This window comes from Desulfobulbus sp., from assembly GCF_031547805.1.
Taxonomy (GTDB): domain Bacteria; phylum Desulfobacterota; class Desulfobulbia; order Desulfobulbales; family Desulfobulbaceae; genus Desulfobulbus.
On record NZ_JAVBRQ010000035.1, the window covers coordinates 52593 to 74163 of the forward strand.

The 21571-nt window shown below is 64.5% G+C and carries 17 protein-coding genes; 14 read left to right on the forward strand and 3 right to left on the reverse strand.

What is annotated here, in order from left to right; genetic code table 11:
* Positions 1–89 precede the first annotated feature (89 nt).
* A complete protein-coding gene (gene ppsA / locus RMR13_RS12485; protein WP_310600955.1) occupies positions 90–2540 on the forward strand; it encodes a phosphoenolpyruvate synthase in 2451 nt (816 codons plus the stop codon).
* Positions 2541–2644: 104 nt separating this feature from the next.
* On the opposite strand, the gene RMR13_RS12490 is transcribed toward ppsA, so the two are convergent.
* Together RMR13_RS12490 and RMR13_RS12495 are read right to left on the reverse strand one after the other, a co-directional pair.
* Positions 2645–2824 (reverse strand): Trm112 family protein, encoded by a 180-nt coding sequence (locus tag RMR13_RS12490; protein ID WP_310600956.1) that lies wholly within the window; start codon positions 2822–2824, stop codon positions 2645–2647.
* Between the two features lie 155 nt (positions 2825–2979).
* Complete coding sequence (locus RMR13_RS12495) at positions 2980–4677, reverse strand: carbon starvation protein A (protein ID WP_310600957.1); 1698 nt, start codon at positions 4675–4677, stop codon at positions 2980–2982.
* Between the two features lie 361 nt (positions 4678–5038).
* On the opposite strand from RMR13_RS12495, the gene RMR13_RS12500 reads away from it, so the two are divergent.
* The 13 genes from RMR13_RS12500 (at position 5039) to gspE (ending at position 20314) form a co-directional block, all read left to right on the forward strand.
* The gene (locus RMR13_RS12500) at positions 5039–6082 is read left to right on the forward strand and encodes a molybdopterin-binding protein (RefSeq protein WP_310600958.1); all 1044 of its coding nucleotides are present in this window, start codon (positions 5039–5041) and stop codon (positions 6080–6082) included.
* A 509-nt stretch (positions 6083–6591) separates the two neighbouring features.
* Positions 6592–8946, forward strand: coding sequence for a delta-60 repeat domain-containing protein (locus tag RMR13_RS12505; RefSeq protein WP_310600959.1), 2355 nt, complete (start codon positions 6592–6594; stop codon positions 8944–8946).
* Positions 8947–8997: 51 nt separating this feature from the next.
* The gene (gene gspG / locus RMR13_RS12510) at positions 8998–9459 is read left to right on the forward strand and encodes a type II secretion system major pseudopilin GspG (RefSeq protein ID WP_310600960.1); all 462 of its coding nucleotides are present in this window, start codon (positions 8998–9000) and stop codon (positions 9457–9459) included.
* An 8-nt stretch (positions 9460–9467) separates the two neighbouring features.
* Positions 9468–10028: a prepilin-type N-terminal cleavage/methylation domain-containing protein gene (locus tag RMR13_RS12515; protein WP_310600961.1), complete on the forward strand. Its 561-nt coding sequence runs from the start codon at positions 9468–9470 to the stop codon at positions 10026–10028.
* On the forward strand, positions 9994–10548 hold the full coding sequence (locus tag RMR13_RS12520) for a prepilin-type N-terminal cleavage/methylation domain-containing protein (protein ID WP_310600962.1): 555 nt from the start codon (positions 9994–9996) through the stop codon (positions 10546–10548). Before RMR13_RS12515 ends, RMR13_RS12520 begins: the two co-directional genes overlap by 35 nt.
* On the forward strand, positions 10545–11366 hold the full coding sequence (locus tag RMR13_RS12525; RefSeq protein WP_310600963.1) for a type II secretion system protein: 822 nt from the start codon (positions 10545–10547) through the stop codon (positions 11364–11366). The genes RMR13_RS12520 and RMR13_RS12525 overlap by 4 nt, the downstream gene beginning before the upstream one ends.
* Positions 11356–12342 (forward strand): type II secretion system minor pseudopilin GspK, encoded by a 987-nt coding sequence (gene gspK, locus RMR13_RS12530; protein WP_310600964.1) that lies wholly within the window; start codon positions 11356–11358, stop codon positions 12340–12342. The genes RMR13_RS12525 and gspK overlap by 11 nt, the downstream gene beginning before the upstream one ends.
* A 43-nt stretch (positions 12343–12385) precedes the next feature.
* Positions 12386–13909, forward strand: coding sequence for a type II secretion system protein GspL (gene gspL, locus RMR13_RS12535; protein ID WP_310600965.1), 1524 nt, complete (start codon positions 12386–12388; stop codon positions 13907–13909).
* Entirely contained in the window at positions 13906–14454 is a 549-nt protein-coding gene (gene pilO / locus RMR13_RS12540; RefSeq protein ID WP_310600966.1) for a type 4a pilus biogenesis protein PilO, read from the forward strand. The genes gspL and pilO overlap by 4 nt, the downstream gene beginning before the upstream one ends.
* A 45-nt stretch (positions 14455–14499) precedes the next feature.
* A complete protein-coding gene (gene gspN / locus RMR13_RS12545) occupies positions 14500–15411 on the forward strand; it encodes a type II secretion system protein GspN (RefSeq protein ID WP_310600967.1) in 912 nt (303 codons plus the stop codon).
* Between the two features lie 2 nt (positions 15412–15413).
* Positions 15414–16229: a type II secretion system protein N gene (locus RMR13_RS12550; RefSeq protein ID WP_310600968.1), complete on the forward strand. Its 816-nt coding sequence runs from the start codon at positions 15414–15416 to the stop codon at positions 16227–16229.
* Between the two features lie 90 nt (positions 16230–16319).
* The gene (gene gspD / locus RMR13_RS12555) at positions 16320–18545 is read left to right on the forward strand and encodes a type II secretion system secretin GspD (RefSeq protein WP_310600969.1); all 2226 of its coding nucleotides are present in this window, start codon (positions 16320–16322) and stop codon (positions 18543–18545) included.
* Between the two features lie 77 nt (positions 18546–18622).
* The gene (gene gspE / locus RMR13_RS12560) at positions 18623–20314 is read left to right on the forward strand and encodes a type II secretion system ATPase GspE (RefSeq protein ID WP_310600970.1); all 1692 of its coding nucleotides are present in this window, start codon (positions 18623–18625) and stop codon (positions 20312–20314) included.
* On the opposite strand, the gene gspF is transcribed toward gspE, so the two are convergent.
* Entirely contained in the window at positions 20307–21530 is a 1224-nt protein-coding gene (gene gspF / locus RMR13_RS12565; RefSeq protein ID WP_310600971.1) for a type II secretion system inner membrane protein GspF, read from the reverse strand. The two genes, gspE and gspF, sit on opposite strands and share 8 nt — an antisense overlap.
* Between the last annotated feature and the right edge of the window lie 41 nt (positions 21531–21571).

The following is a 21571-nucleotide window of genomic DNA, read 5'->3' on the forward strand; positions in this document are numbered from 1 at the left end:
ACCTCGCAGATCATGCGTCGGTTGCCGACAACACAGGGTTGCCAGGCGGGCCCGTGCCGGCCGACGCTCTTTTTTTTGAGGGGGTAGTGATGAACAACGCACACGAAACAGCGCTCATTCTCTGGTTCGACGAGATCGGCATCGAGGACGTCCCCCGGGTGGGCGGCAAGAACGCCTCCCTGGGCGAGATGCACCAGAAACTGACTTCCAAGGGAGTGGCGGTGCCCAACGGTTTTGCCATTACCGCCTATGCCTATCAGTACCTGCTCAAGGAAGCCGGGGTCGAATCGGCCATCCGCGCCGCGTTGGCCGGGCTGGATACCCATGATCTGTACAACCTGCAGGAGCGCGGCGCCAAGGTCCGCGAGATTATCCGCAACGCCGAGTTTCCGGCCGACCTGCGCCAGGAAATTCTCAGCGCCTACCAAAAGATGGAGGCGGACTACGGCCCCGGTGTCGATGTGGCGGTCCGTTCGTCGGCCACCGCCGAGGACCTGCCCGACGCCTCCTTTGCCGGCCAGCAGGACACCTACCTCAACATTCGCGGCCCGGAGGCCCTGATCGACGCCTGCAAGCGCTGCTTCGCCTCCCTGTTCACCGACCGCGCCATCTCCTACCGCCACGACAAGGGCTTCGGCCAGTTCGACGTCTATCTTTCCATCGTGGTGCAGAAGATGGTCCGCTCCGATTCCGCCTGCTCGGGCGTGATGTTCTCCATCGACACCGAATCGGGCTTCAAGGACGCGGTCTTCCTCACCGGCGCCTGGGGCCTGGGCGAGAACGTGGTGCAGGGCGCGGTCAATCCCGACGAGTACTACGTGTTCAAGCCGACCCTCAAGGCGGGCAAGCGGCCCATCGTCGGCAAGCGGGTGGGCAGCAAGGAAATCAAGATGGTCTACAACACCGCGCCCGGCGCCGAGGAGCCGGTGAAGAACATCGCGACCACCGCCGAGGAGCGCGGCGCCTACATCCTCAGCGACGACGAGATCCTCCAGTTGGCGCGTTGGGCCTGCATCATCGAGGAGCATTACGGCCGGCCCATGGACATCGAATGGGCCAAGGACGGCGACGGCGCGGCCGTGGGCACCGGCACGCTGTTCATCGTCCAGGCCCGGCCGGAGACCGTCCATTCCCAGGCCACGAAGCGGACCATGGAGACCTACGTGCTCAAGGAGAAGGGCAAGTTGCTGGCCAGCGGCCAGGCGGTGGGGGCCAAGATCGGCCAGGGCGTGACCCGGATTCTCAACGATGTCAGCCAAATTCATGACTTCAAGGCCGGCGAGGTGCTGGTCACCGACATGACCGACCCCGACTGGGAACCGATCATGAAGACCGCCGGCGCCATCGTCACCAACCGGGGCGGCCGCACCTGTCACGCGGCGATCATTTCCCGCGAACTCGGGATCCCCTGCGTCATCGGCACCACGGATGGCACCAAGGTCATCAAGAACGGCCAGCAGGTGACGGTCTGCTGCGCCGAGGGCGAGACCGGCCACATCTACGACGGCCTGCTCAAGTTCGAGATCGAAGTCCTCGACCTCGACAATATCCCGGCCACCCGCACCCGGGTGATGATGAACGTCGGCCTGCCGGAAAAGGCCTTTGTCGAGGGGCAGCTGCCCAACGAGGGCGTCGGCCTGGCGCGGGAGGAATTCATCATCAACTCGCACATCGGCATCCATCCGCTGGCCCTGATCAACTATGAAAAGCTGCGGGAGCGGATCACCGACGACGACGAAATCTTCGATATCGTCGAGGCCATCGACGAGCGCACTAGCGCCTATCCGGACAACAAGCGGCAGTACTTCATCGACAAGCTCGCCGAAGGCGTGGCCAGGATCGCCGCCGGTTTCTATCCCAAGGACGTGATCGTCCGCCTGTCGGACTTCAAGTCCAACGAGTACGCCAACCTGATCGGCGGCCATCTCTACGAACCCGAGGAATCCAACCCGATGATCGGCTGGCGCGGGGCGTCGCGCTACTACGATCCGCGCTACCGGGCGGCCTTCGATCTGGAATGCGCGGCCCTGCTGAAGGCGCGGGGCGACATGGGGATGACCAACATCAAGCTGATGGTGCCCTTTTGCCGCACCCCGGAAGAGGGGCGCAAGGTCATTGGGGTGATGCGGGAGAACGGGCTGGTGCAGGGGGAAAATGGGCTGGAGGTCTACGTGATGTGCGAGATTCCGTCCAACGTCATTGCCGCCGACGCCTTCTGCGACGTGTTCGACGGCTTTTCCATCGGCTCCAACGACCTGACCCAGCTGACGCTCGGCCTGGACCGCGACTCCGATTTGGTGGCGCACATCTACAACGAGCGCAACGAGGCGGTTAAGTCCCTGATCAAGATGGTGATCGCCACGGCCAAGCGGCGCGGCCGCAAGATCGGCATCTGCGGCCAGGCGCCGTCGGATTTCCCGGATTTCGCCACCTTCCTGGTGGAGGAGGGGATCGATTCGATCAGCCTGGTGTCGGATACGGTGGTCAAGACCCGCCTGGCCATCGCGGCCAAGGAGCGCGAGCTGGGCATCGCCCCGTAAGGCTTGAGCGGCTCGGAAGTGGGCGGATGGGCACGGCAAGGCCGGCGGAACCTCATGCGGTTCCGCCGGCCTTTTTCGTTAGAGTGAGTTGTTACGGATGGTTGTTACGGTTGGTTTGCCGGCAGCGGCTTGGCCTCGTCGATCAGCATGATCGGGATGCCGTCGCGGATGGCATAAAGGAGCCTGCAGGCACGGCAGACAATGCCGTTCTCGTCGGCGGCCAGCTCCACCGGCCCCTTGCACTGGGGGCAGGCCAGGATCTCCAGCAGTTCTTTCTTGATCATCGATCTCTCCCAAATTGTGGATGAAAAAGGGCGGGCGCGCCGCAGGGCGGGTTCACCCGACGCCTTGGATGACGTTGTAGCCTGTTCCCGTTTTTTTTTCATCCGCATTCGCCGGGATTCGCCACAACCCAACCCCGGCGTTGGGCCGTTGCCGGTTACGCCGGGTCGACCGCCACTGTCCGGCCTCCTTCCGGCTTGCCGCGCAATTTGCCGATCCCGGCGGCCGCGACCAGAATCCCCAGGGCCAGGAGCAGCACGGCGAACAGCAGCTGGATGCCGTCCGAGGCGACCTGGAAGGCGCCGTCCACCGACATCTTGCCCAGGAGTTTGTCGATGGTCAACCCCAAGGCGGTGAAGGTGATCGCCAGCATGCTGACCATGGGCAGGTAGAGCATGGCGCCCGCCCGGTTGGTCTTTTTCAGGAACACCGCGCAGGCGATCAGGGACAGGGCAGCCAGCAACTGGTTGGCCGAGCCGAACAAGGGCCAGATATCCATATAGCCGCGCAGCGACAGCAGATAACCCATCAACAGGGTAACGGCGGTGGCGAGGTAACGATTGGCGCAGAAACGGCGCAGCGGGCCCATCGGGACGGTGTCGGCCTGGGAATCGGAGAACACTTCCTGGAAGGCCAGGCGCCCCACCCGGGCCACCGAGTCCAGCGAAGTCAGGGCAAAGGCGGCCACTGCCAGGGTGATGACGGTGTAGGTCATGTGCTGGGGAATGCCGATGGCGGCCAGAAAGCCGGCCACGGCGGTGGCGAAGACCACCGGCGGGGTGCCGGAGGGCAGAACGCCGCCGACCGCCAGGGCCCCCACCGCGACCAGGGAGATGACCGCGAGCAGGCTTTCCAGTAGCATGGCGCCGAAGGAGATGGGCAGCATGTCCCGTTCGTTGTCGACCTGCTTGGAGGCCGTGCCCGAGGCGACCAGGCTGTGGAAGCCGGAAACCGCGCCGCAGGCGATGGTGACGAACAGGATCGGGAACAACTGCTGGTCGTTGACGGTGAAGCCGGCGAACGGAACGATGTGCATGGTCGGATTGCTGACGACTATGCCGATAAACGCCCCGGCGATCAGCGCCACCAGCAGGAAGGAATTCAGGTAGTCCCTGGGTTGCAGCAGGGCCCAGACCGGGGTGATCGAGGCGACAAAGATATAGGCGAAGACAAAGTGCAGCCAGAAGCCCTTGCTCATGTAGAGCGGGCAGGTCAGGCCGGCGGCGATGCAGGCGGTCAGCAGGACGATTGCCACCAGCGCGCTGGTGCCGCCTCCCGGTTGTCGGTGGAAGAGGTAGAACCCCAGGCCGACGGCCGCGAGCATGAACAGGATGGAGGTGCTGGCCACGGCGGCGTTGGCCTCGTTCTGGGCCGCATTGCTGCCGAAACCGTCGAAGGTGCCGGCCACGATGTCGGCGAAGGCCGCGATCACCAGGATGGAAAACAGCCAGACAAAGAGGAGAAACAGGCGCTTGCCGGTCTTGCCGATGTAGAGTTCGATGATGTAGCCGATGGTCCGGCCCTTGTTCTTGACCGAGGCGTACAGGGCGGCAAAGTCCTGCACCGCGCCGAAAAAGATGCCACCCACCAGAATCCAGATCAAGGCCGGCATCCAGCCGAACATGGCGGCGATGATCGGTCCGTTGATCGGTCCGGCGCCGGCGATGGAGGCGAATTCGTGCCCGAATACCACGCTGCGGCGTGCCGGCACGTAGTCCACGCCGTCGTTGAATTCGTGGGCAGGGGTGCGGGCCTGTTCATCCGTGCCCCACTTCCGCTCCAGAAAACGGCCATAAATGAAATAGGCGGCCAGCAAGACCGCAAAAGACCCCATCAGCATGGTCAAACCGTTCATCCTCACTCCTTCCGCCGGGTCCGATTCCGAAGAGGGAACCGGCGCACCCGGCAAGTAAAACGCACAATCGCGGCCAACGGCCAAGGGCGAAAGCCGCGCCCCGTTGTTGCAGCGCCTCCGTGGCCGTGGACAACGGCCGGTCAGCAGCACCACTCTATCTTTTGTAGCACGAATGGGCCGCCAATCCAAGCGGATGCAGGCAGCGCGCCATCGACGAGGTGCCGGCACCGGTCCGCCTGCGCTTGCAACTCACCCTCGATTCCCGTGGCGGGAACCCGGGAAGATGCCTATAATAACTGCCTTACGTCCGGTTGCGAGGTCGCCGGATCAAGGGTGTGACTGACAAGGGAAACAGCTGGGTATGACTGAAAAATTGCGAAAAAATACCGTGCCGGTGGAGGCGTCGGTGGGGATGGTGCTGCCGCACGACATCACCGAGATCGTGAAGGACCGGTTCAAGGGCCGGGCCTTCCGGAAAGGACACATCATCCGAGCCGAGGACGTGGAGCATCTGCGGCGTTTGGGCAAGGAGCACATCTACGTGCTGGAGTTGGGGCCGGAGGAAATCCACGAGAACGAGGCGGCCCTGCTGATGGCCGAGGCGCTCGCCGGTCCGGGGGTGGAATATTCCGAGGAGGTGGTCGAGGGCAAGATCAACCTTGCGGCGTCGCTCGACGGGTTGCTGAAGATCGACCGCGAAAGCCTGTACCGCTTCAACCTGCTGGGCGAGGTGATGTGCGCCACCCTCCAGGACAACACGCCGGTCAAGCGGGGCGAACCGGTGGCGGGCCTGCGCCTGATTCCCCTGGTGGCGGCCCGACGGGTGGTGGAGGAGGCGGTGTCCATCGCCAGGTCCGGTCCGCCGGTGGTGCGAGTGGCGCCGCTGGCCAAGGTCCGGGCCGGTTTGGTGATCACCGGCAACGAGGTGTACCACGGACGGATCGAGGACCGGTTCGAGGGAGTCCTACGGGAGAAGCTGGCCGGTTTGGGCTCGACGGTGGGGCCGGTGCGTTTTGCGCCGGACGACGCGGCGCTGATCGCCGAGGCGATCGCTTCCTGTCTTGCGGAAGGGGCGGAGTTGGTCGTCACCTCCGGGGGGATGTCGGTGGACCCGGACGATGTCACCCGATTGGGGATCGCGCTGGCCGGGGCGGAATCGGTGGTGTACGGCACCCCGGTTTTGCCGGGGGCGATGTTGTTGATCGGGCAGATCGGGTCGGTGCCGGTACTGGGGGTTCCGGCCTGCGGAATGTTTCACGCCATCACGGTGCTGGATCTGGTGCTGCCGCGCATCCTGATCGGCGAGCGGATCGGCCGCGAGCAATTGGCGGCTCTGGGGCACGGCGGTCTGTGCCGCCAATGCGCCCGCTGCCAGTATCCGGTCTGCGGCTTCGGCAAGAGCTGATCGATTTTTTTCCTTTTGTTGCCCCGGAACCCGCTTCCGGGGCAACCTCCCACTCCCTCCTCGTATCTCGATTTTCAAGCCTTGCCGGCCTCCCCGGCCGGTAGCCGAGAGTTTTCCTGGGTGTTCGCTCGTCCGCCGGCAATCGGCGGTGTTCATAACGCTCCGGCAAGTCGGTCGAGCAAACGAGATCTCTCGCTGCGTCCGAGATGACCAGGTGGCCAGTGTTATCCTTGTCCCGAACGTCCTCTGTTGGTCGTTTCGACAAACGTAGTGAGGAGAAATCTCAAGAAGTTGCAGCAGAATACCGGCCAGGAAGCAATCGGCTGAGTTTGAGTGGGAATCAGTTTTTTTGTCGTAAAGAAGGTGGGTTGTCGGAAAAATGACAAAAAAGTGAGGGCAAGGCCCCCGGCGATGGATTTTCCCTTGAGAATTTCCGTAAAGTCGATATCGATAGCACTATTGATTCCGGTTGGATAGCAATGGGATTTCGTTTTTTTCGAGGCATGGCGATGGTGTGTCGAATTCTTGTGTTTTTGGTCCTGTGGGCTGTGATCGCCGGTGGGGGCGGACAGGGTGCATGGGCCTTTCCCCGGCTCGATGCTTCCTTCGGTTTGAACGGTAGGGTGGCGGTCGAACTCGGTGGCAGGAGCAGCGGGCACGCGGTCCTGGTGCAGCCGGACGGCAAGATCCTGGTTGCCGGTTCCTCGTCGCAGAACCATGCCCTCAACTTTTCCCTGCTCCGGTTCCATGCCGACGGCTCCCTCGATCCCGGCTTCAACGGCGACGGCACCGCGATCGCCTCGCTGTCGCCGGTCGATGACGAGGCCCTGGCCCTGGGCCTGCTCTCGGACGGCAGGATCGTTGCCGCCGGCTATGCCCACAACGGCCGGGACCGGGATCTGGCCATGATCTGCTTTCGTCCGGACGGCAAGCTGGACAGGAGCTTCGGCGACGAAGGGGTGGTGCTGACTTCGATCGGTAACGGCAACGAGGAGATCACCGCCCTGGCGATCAGCCCGTCCGACATGATCACCGTGGCCGGCTCGACCGAGGGAACCGCGGGCAGGATTCTGGTGGTGGCCCGTTTTACCCCCAGGGGCGTGCCGGACGACGGATTCGGCGAACAGGGCGTCAGCCTGGTCGCGGTGGGCGAGGACGCCTCGGTCGAGGGCATTCTCGAACGTCCGGACGGCAGCTTTGTCCTGTCCGGCTCCTATTCGGAAAAAAAGACCGACTCGGCCATGCTGGTGGGATTGCGCTCCGACGGCAGCGTCGATCCCGCCTTCGGCGAACATGGGGTCGCGATTCCCTCGGGCTCTTTTGCGGCCAGCGAGGGCTACGGCATCGCGGCGGATCGCGACGGCCGGCTCTATCTCGCCGGTTCGGTGGGCCCGGCCGGCCGGCGCGACGCCGCCCTGTTCTGCTTCACCGCCCACGGCGAGGCCGATGTCTCCTTTGGCGAGCATGGCGTCACGGTCACCTCGGTCAGCCGGGAGGACGATGTGCTTTACAGCGTCGATGTCGGTGCCGACGACCTGGCGGCCAGCGGCTTCACCACCGACGCCGGCACCCGGCAGTTTCTGCTCCTGACCTATCCCGCGGACCACGACGCGGCGGTCTCCCGGGGGCAGGTCGGCCTCTCCTCCGGGACCGCGCCGGTCCAGGAGATGCTGCTGGGCGGCGGTACCAAGGTGCAGCTCGGGCGTCTGCAGCTGTGGGGCAACGACATCCGGATCCGGGAACTGCAAACCGCGGACTCCCTGGCCGCCGACATTCCGCCGCCGGCATCGGCCGAGGCGGCCGTCTCCGCCGCCCACGGGCCGGCGGGCGACAACGGCCGCCTCGCCTCGCTTTTTCCGGCCGACGCCCAAAGCGCAGCCGGGGCCAAGGCGCTGTTGCCGCAGATCCTGGCCACCAGCTTCAGCGAGGGAGAATCGGTCAGCTATGCCCTGGCCTCGGACCGTCAGGGCAACCGGGTGGTGGTCGGGACCGCCGACGGCAGCGACGCCAGTTCGATGGTCGCCGCCCGTTTCATGGCCGAGGAGATGATCGATCGCATCCTGGACCGGCCGGGCCACCGCAGCAGCCACATCGCCACCGCCGCCCCGGCCGCGATCACCAGGGATTCGGTCACCGTGGACTGCGAGATCGCCGCCGCCTTCGGCCAGGATATCGTCCGCCGGGGGGTGGTCTTCGGCATCCACCCCGGCCCGCTGTACACCGGCCAGGGCCTGGCCTTGGAAGACCCGCCATTGTACCGCCGGGGAGCGGACGCGCTGGCGGCCTTCTTCCTGCCCGAGGCCGTGGCCGCGACGCCGGCCCCGCCCGGTTCGGGCCAGGACAGCCGGCAGAACAACCGCCAACAAGCCCTGGCCGGCCGTCTGCTGGCCACGGGCGAGGTGGTTGCCGGCGGCAGCGGGCCCGGTGGCTTCCGCGCGGTGATCGACCACCTCCTGCCCGGAACCCTGTATTACATCCGCGCCTATGCGCTCACCGCCGGCGGGGATGTCTACTACGGCAATCAGGTCAACGTCCGGACCGCGGACGCCTGTTTCATCGCCACCGCCTCGTTCGGCTCCTTCCTGAACCCTTCGGTCGATACCCTCAGGGATTTCCGCGACACCTTCCTGCTCGGCAACCGGTGCGGCAGGTGGCTGGTCGAGCTCTACTACCGGGTGTCGCCGCCTCTGGCCGAAACGGTCGCGGCCAGCGCCCCGCTGCGCTTTGCCGGCCGGGTTCTGCTCCTGCCCTGGATCGGTTTTTCCTGGCTGGCCCTGCACCTGGGATTGGGAGCGACCCTGGCGGGCGCGGCGTTGTTGGGCGGACTCGCGGCCCGCTGGCTGCGGTCGCGCCCCTTACGGTGACACGCCTGGACCGGGCGTTTGTCGGAGTGTTTTTCCACACGAGAGAAGAAAATGAAATCGCAACGCAATAATCAAGGGGTCGTATTCGGCGACCAGGGCTTCACCCTGATCGAACTGATGGTGGTGATGGTGATCCTCGGCATCCTGGCCGGACTCATTGTCCCCAGGATCATGGACCGGCCGGAGGAGGCCCGGCGGACCAAGGCCGCTGTCCAGATCCAGTCGATCGAACAGGCGCTGAAGCTGTACAAGCTCGACAACGGGAAATACCCGACCACCGAACAGGGGCTGCGGGCCTTGGTCGAGCCGCCCACCACCGGCAGCCTGGCCAAAAAGTGGCGGACCGGCGGCTATCTGGAGAAGAGTACCCTGCCCAAGGATCCCTGGGACAACGATTTTATCTACATCAGCCCCGGCCTGCACGGCGACTACGACCTCATCTCCTACGGCCCGGACGGCCAGGCCGGAGGCGAGGACAAGGACGCGGACATCAACAGCTGGGAGCTGCAATAGCGGCGGCCATGCCGGTTTTCGCGGCCGCCGCCACCCGCTGCCGTGCGGCAAACCGCGGGGGCTTCACCTTGGTCGAGCTGCTGGTGGTGATGGTGCTGATGGGGGTGATCGCCTCGTTCGCCGTGCCCCGGATCGGCGACTTCATCTATGCCGACCGGTTGAAGACGACGGTCCGCAAGCTGGTGGGGCTGATCCATCGTTCGGCGCAGATGGCCCGGCAGGACCAGGTGCCCTACCTGCTGACCTACAAGCCCGGCGAGCGGCTGTTCGTGGTCGCGCCGGAAGTGCCGGCGCGGGGCGAGAAAAAGGAGGCTGCGGCCGGTCGGGAAGAGCGGCTGAGTCTCGCCGACACGGTGACGATCCGGGACATGTGGTCCTGGTTCGGCGGCCTCCAGGCCGGCGATGCCATGAACATCCGCTTCAGCAAAAACGGGTACGTCGAGCCGACGATCATCCATCTCCGCCAGGAAGATGGCCAGGAGATGTCGGTGATTCTGACCCCGTTTCTCGGCAAAGTGAAGGTGGAGGAGGGGTATGCCCCCCCGGAGACACAAGCCCTGTTCCAATGAGCCCGGCACGGCGCCGGGGCGTTTCTCGCCGGGCTTCACCCTCCTGGAGGTGATGATCGCCGTGGCCCTGATCGCTATCGCCCTGGTGACCCTGATCGGCGCCCAGGCGCGGAGCGTGGCCATCGCCACCGGCTCGCAGTTCGACGCCATGGCCTCCATGCTGGCGCAATGGAAGCTGGCCGAGCTGAGTCTCCAGGATTTCGAGCAGCTCACCGGCACCAGCGGCGACTTCGGCGAGGCCTATCCCCATTTCTCCTGGAAGGCGGAAGTGGAGACGGTCAACGAGGGTGACATCGGCATCAAGGGCAGCGGCGAGATGCTGAAGACCATCGACGTGACGATTCTGGTCGAAGGCGATGCGGCCCGCTCCTATACCGCCCGCACCATGGTGTTCAAGCAGCAGCAGGGCAAGGCGGATGCGGGCAAGGCCGGGACCGGGACGGACAAGGCCAAGGCGGCCGCCGGCAAGGAAACCGGGACGGACGGCATCCGGGATTCGGGGCCCCATACCGAGCGATGAAGTACGGCGCGATGGCCATGCGGAATCGGGGCTTCACCTTGCTGGAACTGCTGCTGGCGATCACCGTGCTGGGGGTGGTCATGGCCATGCTCGGGCTGTCGCTGGCCAGCACCATGCGGGTGGTCGAGGCCACCGAGAAAGAGGAAGAAGTCTACTTCCAGGCCCAGACCGCCATGCGCCGGATCACCGAGGATCTGGCCTCGGCGATTTCCAACCCCCAGGCCCTGTTCATCGGCCAGAACAATACGGTGCGCGACCGGCGGGCGGACAGCCTCGATTTCGCCTCCCAGGCCCGGTTGATCCTCAACCCGGACAAGCAAAAAGCCGGCATCGCGCGCATCCGCTACCAATTGCTGGCCGACCGCGACGACGAACGGATCTGGAAGCTGTTGCGGTCGGAGACCCTTATCCTGCCCAATTCCACGGCCGCCGGCGAGGCGGCAAGCGACGAAGGCGCCGAACCGGCCTTTCTCCTGGCCGATTCCCTGCGGGCGGTGGAATTCCGTTATTACGACCGGGAAGGTCAAGAGTTTGACAGTTGGCGGGAAGTGGAGGAAAGCGGCGGCCAGCCGAAAACAGGGAAAGACGAAGACCAGGCATTGACGGGAAAAAACCAGGAGCAGGCCGCGACCGGCAAGGACGAGGGCCAGGCCCAAGCCCAGGCCAAGGCGGCGAAGAACCTGGCTCCGGCCAAGGCTGGCAAGCTGCCCGCCGCGGTGCAGTGCACCCTGGAGTTCTGGACCGATCCGGACAAGGAGGGCTTCCAGACTTTCACCACCCGGGTCCTGATTCCGGTGGAGCCTGAAGATGCCCAGTGAGCGCCGCCCGGACAAGCAGTCGGGCATTGCCCTGGTGCTGACCCTGCTGACGATCAGTTTCCTGGTGGCCGTGACCCTGCAACTGATGATCACGGTTGACCGGCAGATCACGATTTCGGCCGCGCAGCGCGAGCAGGTCCGCCTCGACGGCATGGTGCAGGCGGGCCTGTGCCTGGCACGGGCGGCGTTGGCGGTGGACCAGCGGAACAATACCTTCGACTCGCCCCAGGATGCCTGGGCCACCTTGGAACCGAAACAGTTCAAGTCCGTCAGCGACGAGGTGGACCTCGAGGTGGCGGTGAGCGACTTGAGCGGCCGCCTGCAGGTCAATGCCCTGAAAACGGGCGTCAAGGAGGCCTATCGCCAGGTTTGGCTGCGGTTTCTCACCTCCGGTCGTTTTGCCATCGCCGGCGGCGAGGCGGCCGAGGATCTGCTCGATGCCATTGCCGACTGGATCGACGAGGACGACGAGGAACGGCACGGCGGGGCGGAAAGCCCCTATTACCAGGGATTGCAGCCGCCGTATGTCTGTCGCAACGCCCCCCTGGCCACGGTGGAGGAGTTGCTGCTGGTCAAGGGCATGACCAGGGCGCTTTTGTTCGGCGATGCCGACCACGAGGGGATCGCCGACTACATCACCGTGCTGGGCGACAACGGCGCGATCAACCTGAATACCGCGCCGCTGCCGGTCCTTCAGGCCTTGTCCCCCGAAATGACACCGAAATTGGCACAGGAATTGATTGATTACCGGCAGGATAAGCAGCATGTCGAATTGTTGGCTCAACCCGGATGGTACCGGGGGGTGAGCGGCTTCCCGGCCGCGATCGAGTTCAGCAACGAACAGCTGGTGGTGGCCGGACAATATTTCGAGGTGCGGGTGCACGCCGCCCTCAACCAGTTCAGCCGGACCGGGATCGGCATCCTGCATCGCGGAGACGACGGACGGCAGACGCTTTTGTCCTGGAAACTGGAATGACGACGACGCGGCGGCGCAGCCAGCCGGCGCAAGGATAACAGGCATGCAATCGCTGGGCATCGACATAGGCGACAGCCACATCACCGGGGTGGTGCTTGAGCAGCGGCGCCGGCAGTTGGCCATGGTCGGCTGCCTCAGCCTGCCCACGCCCTACCGGGCCGATCCCGCCGAGGCGATCGGCCGGCTGTGCCGGGAACTCGGCTGGAAGGAAGGGGGATGCGTGTGCGGCCTGTCGCTCTCCCTGCTCAGCGTGCGGAATCTGAGCCTGCCTTTTGCCGATGCCAAAAAAATAACGCAGGTGCTCCCCTTCGAACTGGAGGAGCAGCTGCTGGCCCCGGCCGAGACCGTGGTCACCGATTTTTCCTTTGCCGGCAAGGGCGAGGCCGGGGCGGCAGTCGTGTCCTTCTCGCTGGAAAAAAGCTGGCTGCAGGACCTGTTGGCCGGCCTGCACGAGGTGGTCGATCCGGCCGTGGTCACGCCCGCGATGGCCTCCCTGGCCCTGCACCTGGCCCGCCAGGACAAGACCCGGCCGAATTTTCTCCTGGTGCATGTCGATCTCCATGCCAGCTCGCTGGTGCTGGTGGCGAATGGCCGGCCAGCCTTGTTCAGGCGGCTCGCCTACCCCGAGGAAATGATCCTCAAACCGCCGTTTCGCTGCGAGCAAGGCCAGGTCGAGATCGTCGATCCGGAGGCGGCCACCGAGTGCATTCGCCAGCTCTGCCGGTCGATCGAGCGGAGCCTGGACTATTTCCGGATGGAGAACAAGGAAGGGAGCCGGGGCAGCGGGCTGGAAAACGGCCAGCCGGATCGGATCGTGCTCACCGGTCCCTTGGCCCAGGGCACCTTTGTTTCCGAGGTCGTTTGGGCGGATTTCGAGCTGCCGGTCGAATGCGTCGATCTCTTGGCCGCCAACGGCATCGCCTGCACGCAAGCGGTGCGGGAGCAATGGTTGGGGCCCTTCGGCGATCGGGCGCTGGCCCTGGCGCTGCAAGGGTTCAAGCGGACGGGGATCAATTTCCGCAAGGGCGAGCTCGCCCCCAGAAGATCGCTGTTCTCCTCCAGAAAACAGCTGCTGGGGGCGGTGGCCGCCGGAGCGGCGCTCATGGTGGGGACGGTCGGCTATCTGGGCTACGATTACCACCGGCTGCAGCGGCGGGATGCGGACCTGCTGGCGACCATGGTCACGCTGTACAAACAGACCTTTCCGGGAGTGACCAAGGTCCACGACCCGTTGGCGGAAATGCAGGCCAAGATGAAGGCGGCCCAAGGACCGGCCTCGCCCGTCCTGTTCGCGCACGGCGAGAAACGGGTGCTCGGTCTGCTGGCCGACATTTCCGCCCGGATTCCCGAGGCCATCTCTCTGCGGGTCAACCGTTTGAACATCGATCGCGAATCGGTCACCCTGAAAGGAACGACCGATACCTTCAACGCCGTGCAGGCGATTAAAAGCGCGCTGGCCGCCTCCTCGAAATTCAAATCGGTGCAGATCGTTTCCGCCACCGCGGACAAGGACAAGAAGAAAGGGGCTGTCCGGTTCGAGGTCCAGTTGCAGCTCGAGGGTCTATGAAGCAACTCAAACTGAACCAGCGCGAAAAGATGGCGGTGGGGTTCGGCGGCGGCGCGCTGGTGCTGTTCGTGCTGTTGCAATTCATCGTCTTCCCGTTGTTCGACGGTCGGGCCAAGCTGGCCAAGCGGCTGGCCGCGCGGGAAAAGGCCGTGGCCGAGATGCGGCTTTTGCAGGAGCAGTACCGGCAGATCGGCCAGCAGACGGGCTCCCTGTCCACCTTGCTCGCCGAGCGGAATCCGGAGTTCAGCCTGTTCTCCTTTCTGGAGGAGAAGTCCGCCGCCAGCGAGGTCAAGGAATTGATCGCCTACATGAAGCCGTCCGAATCGACCGAGCACGGCCAGTTCAAGCAGAGCCAGGTCGAAATGCGACTTCAGGGCGTGGGGCTGGCCAAGCTGGTCGCCTTTCTCGAACAGATCGAGGCACCGGACCAGTTGGTCGGCATCGACAAGATCGCCATCCAGGACAACAGCAAGGAGGAAGGAACGCTTGATGTCACCCTGACGATGGTGAGCATCGATCGGGCCGGCGGCGAGACCGCGCCCTGAGGCAAGGGGGAAGGCGTGGACAGTGGCAAGTCCGTCGGGAGGCGGTTGGCGACGATTCTCGGGTATGCGTTCTATGGCACCGGCATACTGGTGCTGGGGCTGTGGCTGTTGTTTCCCGCGGAAACGGTGCGCCGCACCTTGGAGGAGCGGCTGGGACGCGCCTGGCCGGATTTGCATTGGCGGGTGGAGGGAGTGGCCCTGAAATTGCCGTTCAACCTGACCGTTCGCGCCATCAACGGCTATGGCGGGCAGGAGACCGAGGCCCCCCTGGTCCGGGTGGAACGGTTGATGGTCCAGCCGGATCTGCCGGCCTCGGTGTCGTCCCGCGCGTTGCAGGCCGGCTACCGGCTGGAGGTCGGCAAGGGCAGCGTCGCGGGAGTGGCGCGCTGGCAGGGCGAACGCGACGGCGGCCGGATCGAGGGCACGATCCGGGAAATCGGCCTGGCCGCCGTTCCCTTGATCAACCGCTGGCTGGGCCGCACCCTGCAGGGAGCGATGTCCGGCACCTTCGCCGTCGAGCTGCGGCCGGCATCGTCCCCGGAGCCCGTCCTGGAGGCCCAAATCGAGCTGGCCGACGGGCGGGTGGGGCTGCAGCGTCCGATCCTCGGCCACCGGGAGTTGCCGTTCACCAAGGCCACGGCCCGGGTGCGCGGCCAGGGCTTGCGGTACGAACTGGACCGGGGCGCGATCGCCTCGCCCCTGTTCGACGGCCGTTTTGCCGGCAAAGTGGCCCTGCGCCCCGATCCGGGACAAGGGCAAATCGAGGTGCAGGGCGTGGTCGATCCCAAGGACAAATTTTTCAAAGGATTGGACAACACCGTGAATCTGCAGGCCTTCCGTCTGCAACTCAAGGACAAGCCGCTGTCGTTCAGCATAACGGGCGACCTGACCGGCCCGGCCATCCATTACGGAGAATACGCCATGCTGATGCAAACCCTGGAACAGGAGCTGAGATAACGTTGAGATCCCTTGTGCTCCGTCTGGCGGTCATCGCTCTTCTCGTGTATGCCGGTGTTTTCTTCTGGTACGGCAGGGTGGAGGAGCGTTTGCAGGAGCGGCCTGCCCCGCCTGCAAAACAGCAGGAGGCGCCCGTGCAGCGGCAAGAGGCGGCAGAGCCGCCGGACCCGGCCGCCCAGCCCCAGGGGGAAGCAGAATCGGTCCCGGCTTCCGACGACTACGGCGTCATCGTGAGCCGGAACATCTTCCAGGCCGGGCAGGGTTCGGCCGAACACGGAGGCTCGTCTCCCGCCCACGAAGAGGACGGACTGGAGCAAACCAAGCTGCGCCTGGTGCTGCTCGGCACGGTGACCGGCGACTCGGACGACGCCCGGGCGATCATCCGCGACGAACAAACCAAGCTGGAAGACCTCTACCGCACCGGCAGCGAGATCCAGGGCGCGCGCATCAACCGGATCAGCAGGGGCAAGGTGATTTTGTCGGTCAACGGCCGCGAGGAGGTCCTGACCATCAAGGATCCCGGCAGCGACGACCAGGGCGGCGGGGTGACCGTGCCGCAGGCCGGCAGCCGGAGAATGGAACCGGTTCCTTCGCCGGAGGCGGTTGCCGCGCCCGGCGGAGAGATCGAGAACAAGGTGCCTGAAGCGCAGCCCCGGCGGCGTATCAGTTTTCGCAATGCGCCGCCGCCTCCCCCGGCGGCCGAGCAGCCGGTCCAACCGGCGCCGGGCGAGAGCCCGCCCCTGCCGCAGAACGGCGAGGTTCCGCATCCGGACCTGGGCGGGGAAAAACCGGTGGAAGCGCCCCCTCCGGGGCAATAGGATGCGGCTGTCGGCTCGGACCCGGTTCGAGCGGAACAATGAATCTGCAGGGGGCCGGACAGCGGTCGCCCATCTGTTATGTGAACGATTATGAGAACATCCTTCTGGTTTGTCGGCATTCTGTTGGCGCTTCTTCTTTCCCTGGCTCCCTCGGCGCCACGGCTGGAGGCGGCCAGTCCGAAGATCGCCCAACAGAGCGGCGGCGGACAGCGGTTCGTCACCATCGATTTCAACGATGTCGATATCAACGTGTTCATCAAGTACATCAGCGAACTGACCCAGAAGAACTTCGTGGTGGATCGCGATGTCAAGGGCAAGGTGACGGTGATCTCGCCCACCAGGATCTCCGAGGAGGATGCCTGGCGGGTGTTCGAGTCGGTGCTCGAGGTGCACGGCTATGCCGCGGTGCCGAGCGGCTCGGTGACCAAGATCGTGCCCTCGGTGACGGCGCGAACCAAGAATATCCTCACCCTGCACGACGGCGATCCGCTTACGCAGGACGACCGGATCGTCACCCAGATCGTGTCCCTCAAATACGCCGCCGCCGACGAGGTGCGGAACCTGCTCGCGCCCCTGGTGTCGAAAAACAGCGTGCTGATTTCCCATGCCAGTTCGAGCATGCTCATCTTGACCGATTACCAGGCGAACATCGCCCGGCTGCTGGAGATCGTCCGGGCGGTGGACGTGCCGTCGGACGCGGATGAGATGGTGGTCATCCCCCTGCACCGGACCTCGGCGGACAGCGTGTCCAAGGCGGTCAGCCAGCTGTTTGCGGCCGGGCCCGCCCAGAAAGGCATGCGGGCCGAGACCGTCAAGGTGATTCCCTTCGACCGCACCAACGCCCTGATCGTGATGGCCTCCAAGGCGTCCATGCAGCGGATTCGGGCCCTGATCGCCAAATTGGACGAAGACGCGCCCCGGAAAGGCAATCTGCGGCTGATTTACCTGCAACACGCCAAGGCGGAGGAGTTGGTCAAGGTGCTGATGAATCTGCCCGGCGATCTGTCCGGTACGAAAGGCGGCGGCATGGGCGGCTCCGCCCCCGGCGGCTCGGCCGTTTCCAAGGAGGTCAAGCTGGTCGCCGACACCTCGACCAACGCCCTGATCGTCACCGGCCCCCAGGAGGAGTACGAGGCGCTGGAGGAGATCGTCAAGAAACTCGATATTCCAAGGCGGATGGTGTACCTCGAGGCCCTGATCATGGAGGTCAAGGTCACCAAGGATTTCCAGATCGGCGTCGAATGGGCCGGCGGCGACGGCTCGGTGATCGGCGGCTTCAGCGGCGGTTCCGGTGCCAATTCCTTTTCGAACTTAAGGACCTTGGGCACCGGGCACCTGCCGGCCGGTGTCACCCTGGGCGTCCTGGACAAGGGGATCAATATCGGCGGCGTCACCTTCGAGAACCTCGGGGCCGTGGTCAACGCCTATAAGAGCGACGACGACGTCAACGTCATCGCCACCCCGCAGATCCTGACCACCGACAACAAGAAGGCCACGATCAAGGTCGGCGAGAATGTGCCCTACATCACCAGCAAGAACACCACCTCCGGCACCCAGCAGGACTATACCAACTACGACTACAAGGACGTGGCCACCAGCCTGACCATCACCCCCCAGGTCAACCAGGCGGAAGTGATGCGGCTGGAGATCGGGGTCGAGGTGATCAAGCTCAAGGATGCGAACAACGACGCCCCCACCACCTTCAAGCGGACCGCGGAAACCACGGTGGTGGTCCATAACGAGCAGACCGTGGTGATTGGCGGCATGATCGGCCAGGACAGCACCACCGGCGAATACAAGGTGCCGCTGCTCGGCGACATTCCCCTGTTCGGCTGGCTGTTCAAGTCGCACGGCAATAAGCAGGAGAAAACCAACCTCTACATCTTCATCACTCCGCACATCGTCGAGAATCCGGCCGAACTGGCCGCCTTGTACCAGAAGAAGCGGGACACGATGGAAAGCGTGCACCGGATTCCGGGCGACGCGGCCGACCAGTTCTTCCACCCGAAGGAAAACCCTGCCCACAGCGTGGCCCTGACGGATATCGGCTTCGCCAAGCTCCAGCAGAACGATCTGCTGCGGGCCCGGGAATATTTCACCCAGGCGCTGAAGATCGATCCCGACAACGCCGCCGCCCTGCTCAACCTGGCGCAGGTCTGCGAACGCGAGGGGAAATGGCGCGAGGCGGAAAGCCTGTACCGGCGGATTCTGGCCCTGCCGGTCCCGAAGCAAGAGGGCGGCGGCGGCCTGGCGGCCAACGATCCGCTGCGCGGGGCAGCCGAGGCCGGGCTGCAGCGGGTGCAGTACAAGAAATGAGCGAATCGGGCGGCAGGTCTTGGCGGCGGCATTCAGGGCAATGAAACGGTTATTCCCGGAACAAGAGGGGAGGGGACATGCGCCTGCTCGGTGAAATCCTTCAGGAAAACTTCGGCATCTCGGCCGAGAGCATCGAGGCCGCCCTGGCCGTGCAGAGGGAAAAAGGCGGCCGGATCGGGGAGGTCCTCCTCCAGCTGCGCAAGATCAATGACAACGATCTGCTCAGCGCCCGCAGCCTGCAATGCGGGATGGAGGTGGTCCATGCCCTTCCCACCGACTTCGAGCCCTTTTTCGTGCCCCAGGTACCCATCGGTTTTCTCAAGAAATTCAAGATGGTGCCGATCGCGGCCCCCACCGGTTCCTTCATCGCCATGGCCGAGCCCTTCCATTACCAGCAACTGGACGACCTGCAGCGCCGGATCGAGTGGGAAGGCATCAAGACCGTGCTGACCTCCCAGAACGAGGTGTTCGTGGCCATCCATTCGGCCTACGACATGACCCGCAAGGAGGTTGCCGACCAGGTCATGCAGGACATGGACGAGCAAAATCCGGAGTCGATCCTGTCGGAGATCGAGGAAACCTCCGATTTGCTGGACGACACCAGCGACGCCCCGGTGATCAAGCTGGTCAACCTGGTCCTGTCCCAGGCGGTGCGGGACAGCGCCAGCGACATTCACATCGAGTCCTACAAGGACCGGGTCAAGATCCGCAAGCGGGTGGACGGCATTCTCTACGACATGTATTCGCCGCCCCGCCATGTCCAGGGTAAGCTGATCTCGCGCGTCAAGATCATGGCCAAGATGGACATCGCCGAAAAACGGCTGCCCCAGGACGGGCGGATCGAGATCCGCATCGCCGACAAGAACGTCGATCTCCGGGTGTCCACCCTGCCGACCTCCTTTGGCGAGCGGGTGGTCATGCGCCTGCTCGACAAATCGAGCTCCCTGGTGCCGCTGACCGATCTGGGCTTCTCCGAGCGCGACCTCGACCATTTTCTCAAGCTGATCAAAGCCCCGCACGGGATCGTCCTGGTCACCGGGCCGACCGGCAGCGGCAAGACCACCACTCTTTATTCGGCCCTGGGCATCATCAACAAGCCGGACATCAACATGATCACGGTCGAGGACCCGATCGAGTACCAGATGCAGGGCGTCAGCCAGGTGCAGGTCAACCCCAAGATCGGGCTTACCTTTGCCAGCGGCCTGCGGACCATCGTCCGCCAGGACCCGGACGTGATCCTGGTGGGCGAGATCCGCGACCTGGAAACCGCCGAGATCGCCATCCAGGCCGCCCTTACCGGCCACCTGGTGTTCTCCACCCTCCACACCAACGACGCCGCCAGCGCCATCACCCGCCTGACCGACATGGGGGTCGAGCCCTTTTTGGTGTCCTCGGCGGTCAACGCCATCCTGGCCCAGCGGCTGGTGCGGAAGATCTGCCCGCATTGCCGCGAGACCTACACCCCGCCGGCCGCTTTTCTGGAAAGGGCGGGCCTGTCGCCGGACGAGTTCGCCGGCCAGGAACTGTATCGGGGCGTCGGTTGCCCCCAATGCTTGGAGACCGGCTACAAGGGACGGATCGGGATTTACGAGCTGATGAGCCTGACGGCGGAGATGAAGAACCTGATCCTGACCACCTCGGATGCCGGCCAGATCAAGCGAGAGGCGCTGGCCTCGCGGGAAACGGGCATGATGACCCTGCGGCAGGACGGCCTGCGCAAGGTTCTGGCCGGATTGACCACCTTGGAGGAGGTCTTCCGGGTCACCTGATCAACTGGTTCATCTCGAAGATGGGCAGCAGGATCGAGACGACGATGAAGCTGACCACCACGCCCATGGACAGGATCATGATCGGTTCGATCATCGAGGTCAGCGCCAGAATTTTGGCTTCCACTTCCTTCTCGTAGGCATCCGCCGCCTTGGCGAGCATCTTGTCCAGGGTGCCGCTCTGCTCCCCCACCGCCATCATCTGCACCAGCATCGGCGGAAACCACTCGTTGCCCCTGAAAAACTGGGACAGGCTGGCGCCTTTCTCCAGCTCGTCGCAGGCCGCGTTGATCAGTTCGGCCACCAGCACGTTGTCGACGATATTCTTGACGATCTGCAAGGAGGTGATCAGGGAGACGCCGGATTCGAGCAGGCTGGACAGGGTCCGGCTGAAGCGGGCGGAGGTGGTCTTGATGCTGAGGTCGCGGATTCCCGGCGCGGTCAGCTTGAGCCGGTCCCAGCGCCGCCTGCCGGGGGGGGTGGAGATGAACCAGCGGCCGGCCGCTATCGCCCCGATCGTCCCGATCAGCACCAGCCACCAGAATTTTTTGAACAGGGCGCTGAGGGCGATGAGGATGATGGTCGGGGTCGGCAGGGCCTGCTTGGTGCCTTCGAACACCGAGGTGATGCTGGGGACGATGAAGGCGATCAGCAAAAAGAGCACGATGACGCCGACGATGGCCATGAACAGCGGATAGAGCAGGGCGGCCTTGACCCGGGAGCGGATGGCGTGCTGGTTCTCGCCGAACTCGGCCAGGCGCTCGAGCACCACGTCGAGCGAGCCCGAGGCTTCGCCCGCCCGCACCATGTTGACATAGATCTTGGAGAACAGGCGGGGATGGTCGGCCAGGGCGGTGGTCAGGGAGTTGCCCTCGTTGACCGCCTCTTTGATTTGGGCGAGCACGGTCTTGAACACCCGGTTGCCGGTCTGCTCAATCAGGCCGTTGAGGGCCGGTACCAGGGGGATGCCGGCCCCGAGCAGGGTGGCCAGCTGCCGGGTGGCGATATGGACCTCCTGCTGCTTGATGGGCTGGCCCAGGTGCATTTGCCGCGAAAACAGAGAGGTGGCGGAAGACTTGGCCGAGGTTTCCTTACATTCCACCGGGTAGTGGCCCTGGCTACGGATTTTTTGCCTTGCCGCGGCCAGGGAATCGGCGTCGATGACGCCCTTGAATCGCTTGCCGGCGCCGGTCAGGGCGATGAATTCATATACAGGCATCGTCGTTCTTCACCTTCCGGGATCAGAGGTATCCCTTGCAC

Bases quoted from the DNA above. Each gene is read 5' to 3' on its own strand.
- ppsA (WP_310600955.1), top strand. From the start codon at position 90: ATGAACAACGCACACGAAACAGCGCTCATTCTCTGGTTCGACGAGATC.
- RMR13_RS12490 (WP_310600956.1), bottom strand. From the start codon at position 2,824: ATGATCAAGAAAGAACTGCTGGAGATCCTGGCCTGCCCCCAGTGCAAG.
- RMR13_RS12495 (WP_310600957.1), bottom strand. From the start codon at position 4,677: ATGAACGGTTTGACCATGCTGATGGGGTCTTTTGCGGTCTTGCTGGCC.
- RMR13_RS12500 (WP_310600958.1), top strand. From the start codon at position 5,039: ATGACTGAAAAATTGCGAAAAAATACCGTGCCGGTGGAGGCGTCGGTG.
- RMR13_RS12505 (WP_310600959.1), top strand. From the start codon at position 6,592: ATGGTGTGTCGAATTCTTGTGTTTTTGGTCCTGTGGGCTGTGATCGCC.
- gspG (WP_310600960.1), top strand. From the start codon at position 8,998: ATGAAATCGCAACGCAATAATCAAGGGGTCGTATTCGGCGACCAGGGC.
- RMR13_RS12515 (WP_310600961.1), top strand. From the start codon at position 9,468: ATGCCGGTTTTCGCGGCCGCCGCCACCCGCTGCCGTGCGGCAAACCGC.
- RMR13_RS12520 (WP_310600962.1), top strand. From the start codon at position 9,994: ATGCCCCCCCGGAGACACAAGCCCTGTTCCAATGAGCCCGGCACGGCG.
- RMR13_RS12525 (WP_310600963.1), top strand. From the start codon at position 10,545: ATGAAGTACGGCGCGATGGCCATGCGGAATCGGGGCTTCACCTTGCTG.
- gspK (WP_310600964.1), top strand. From the start codon at position 11,356: ATGCCCAGTGAGCGCCGCCCGGACAAGCAGTCGGGCATTGCCCTGGTG.
- gspL (WP_310600965.1), top strand. From the start codon at position 12,386: ATGCAATCGCTGGGCATCGACATAGGCGACAGCCACATCACCGGGGTG.
- pilO (WP_310600966.1), top strand. From the start codon at position 13,906: ATGAAGCAACTCAAACTGAACCAGCGCGAAAAGATGGCGGTGGGGTTC.
- gspD (WP_310600969.1), top strand. From the start codon at position 16,320: ATGAGAACATCCTTCTGGTTTGTCGGCATTCTGTTGGCGCTTCTTCTT.
- gspE (WP_310600970.1), top strand. From the start codon at position 18,623: ATGCGCCTGCTCGGTGAAATCCTTCAGGAAAACTTCGGCATCTCGGCC.
- gspF (WP_310600971.1), bottom strand. From the start codon at position 21,530: ATGCCTGTATATGAATTCATCGCCCTGACCGGCGCCGGCAAGCGATTC.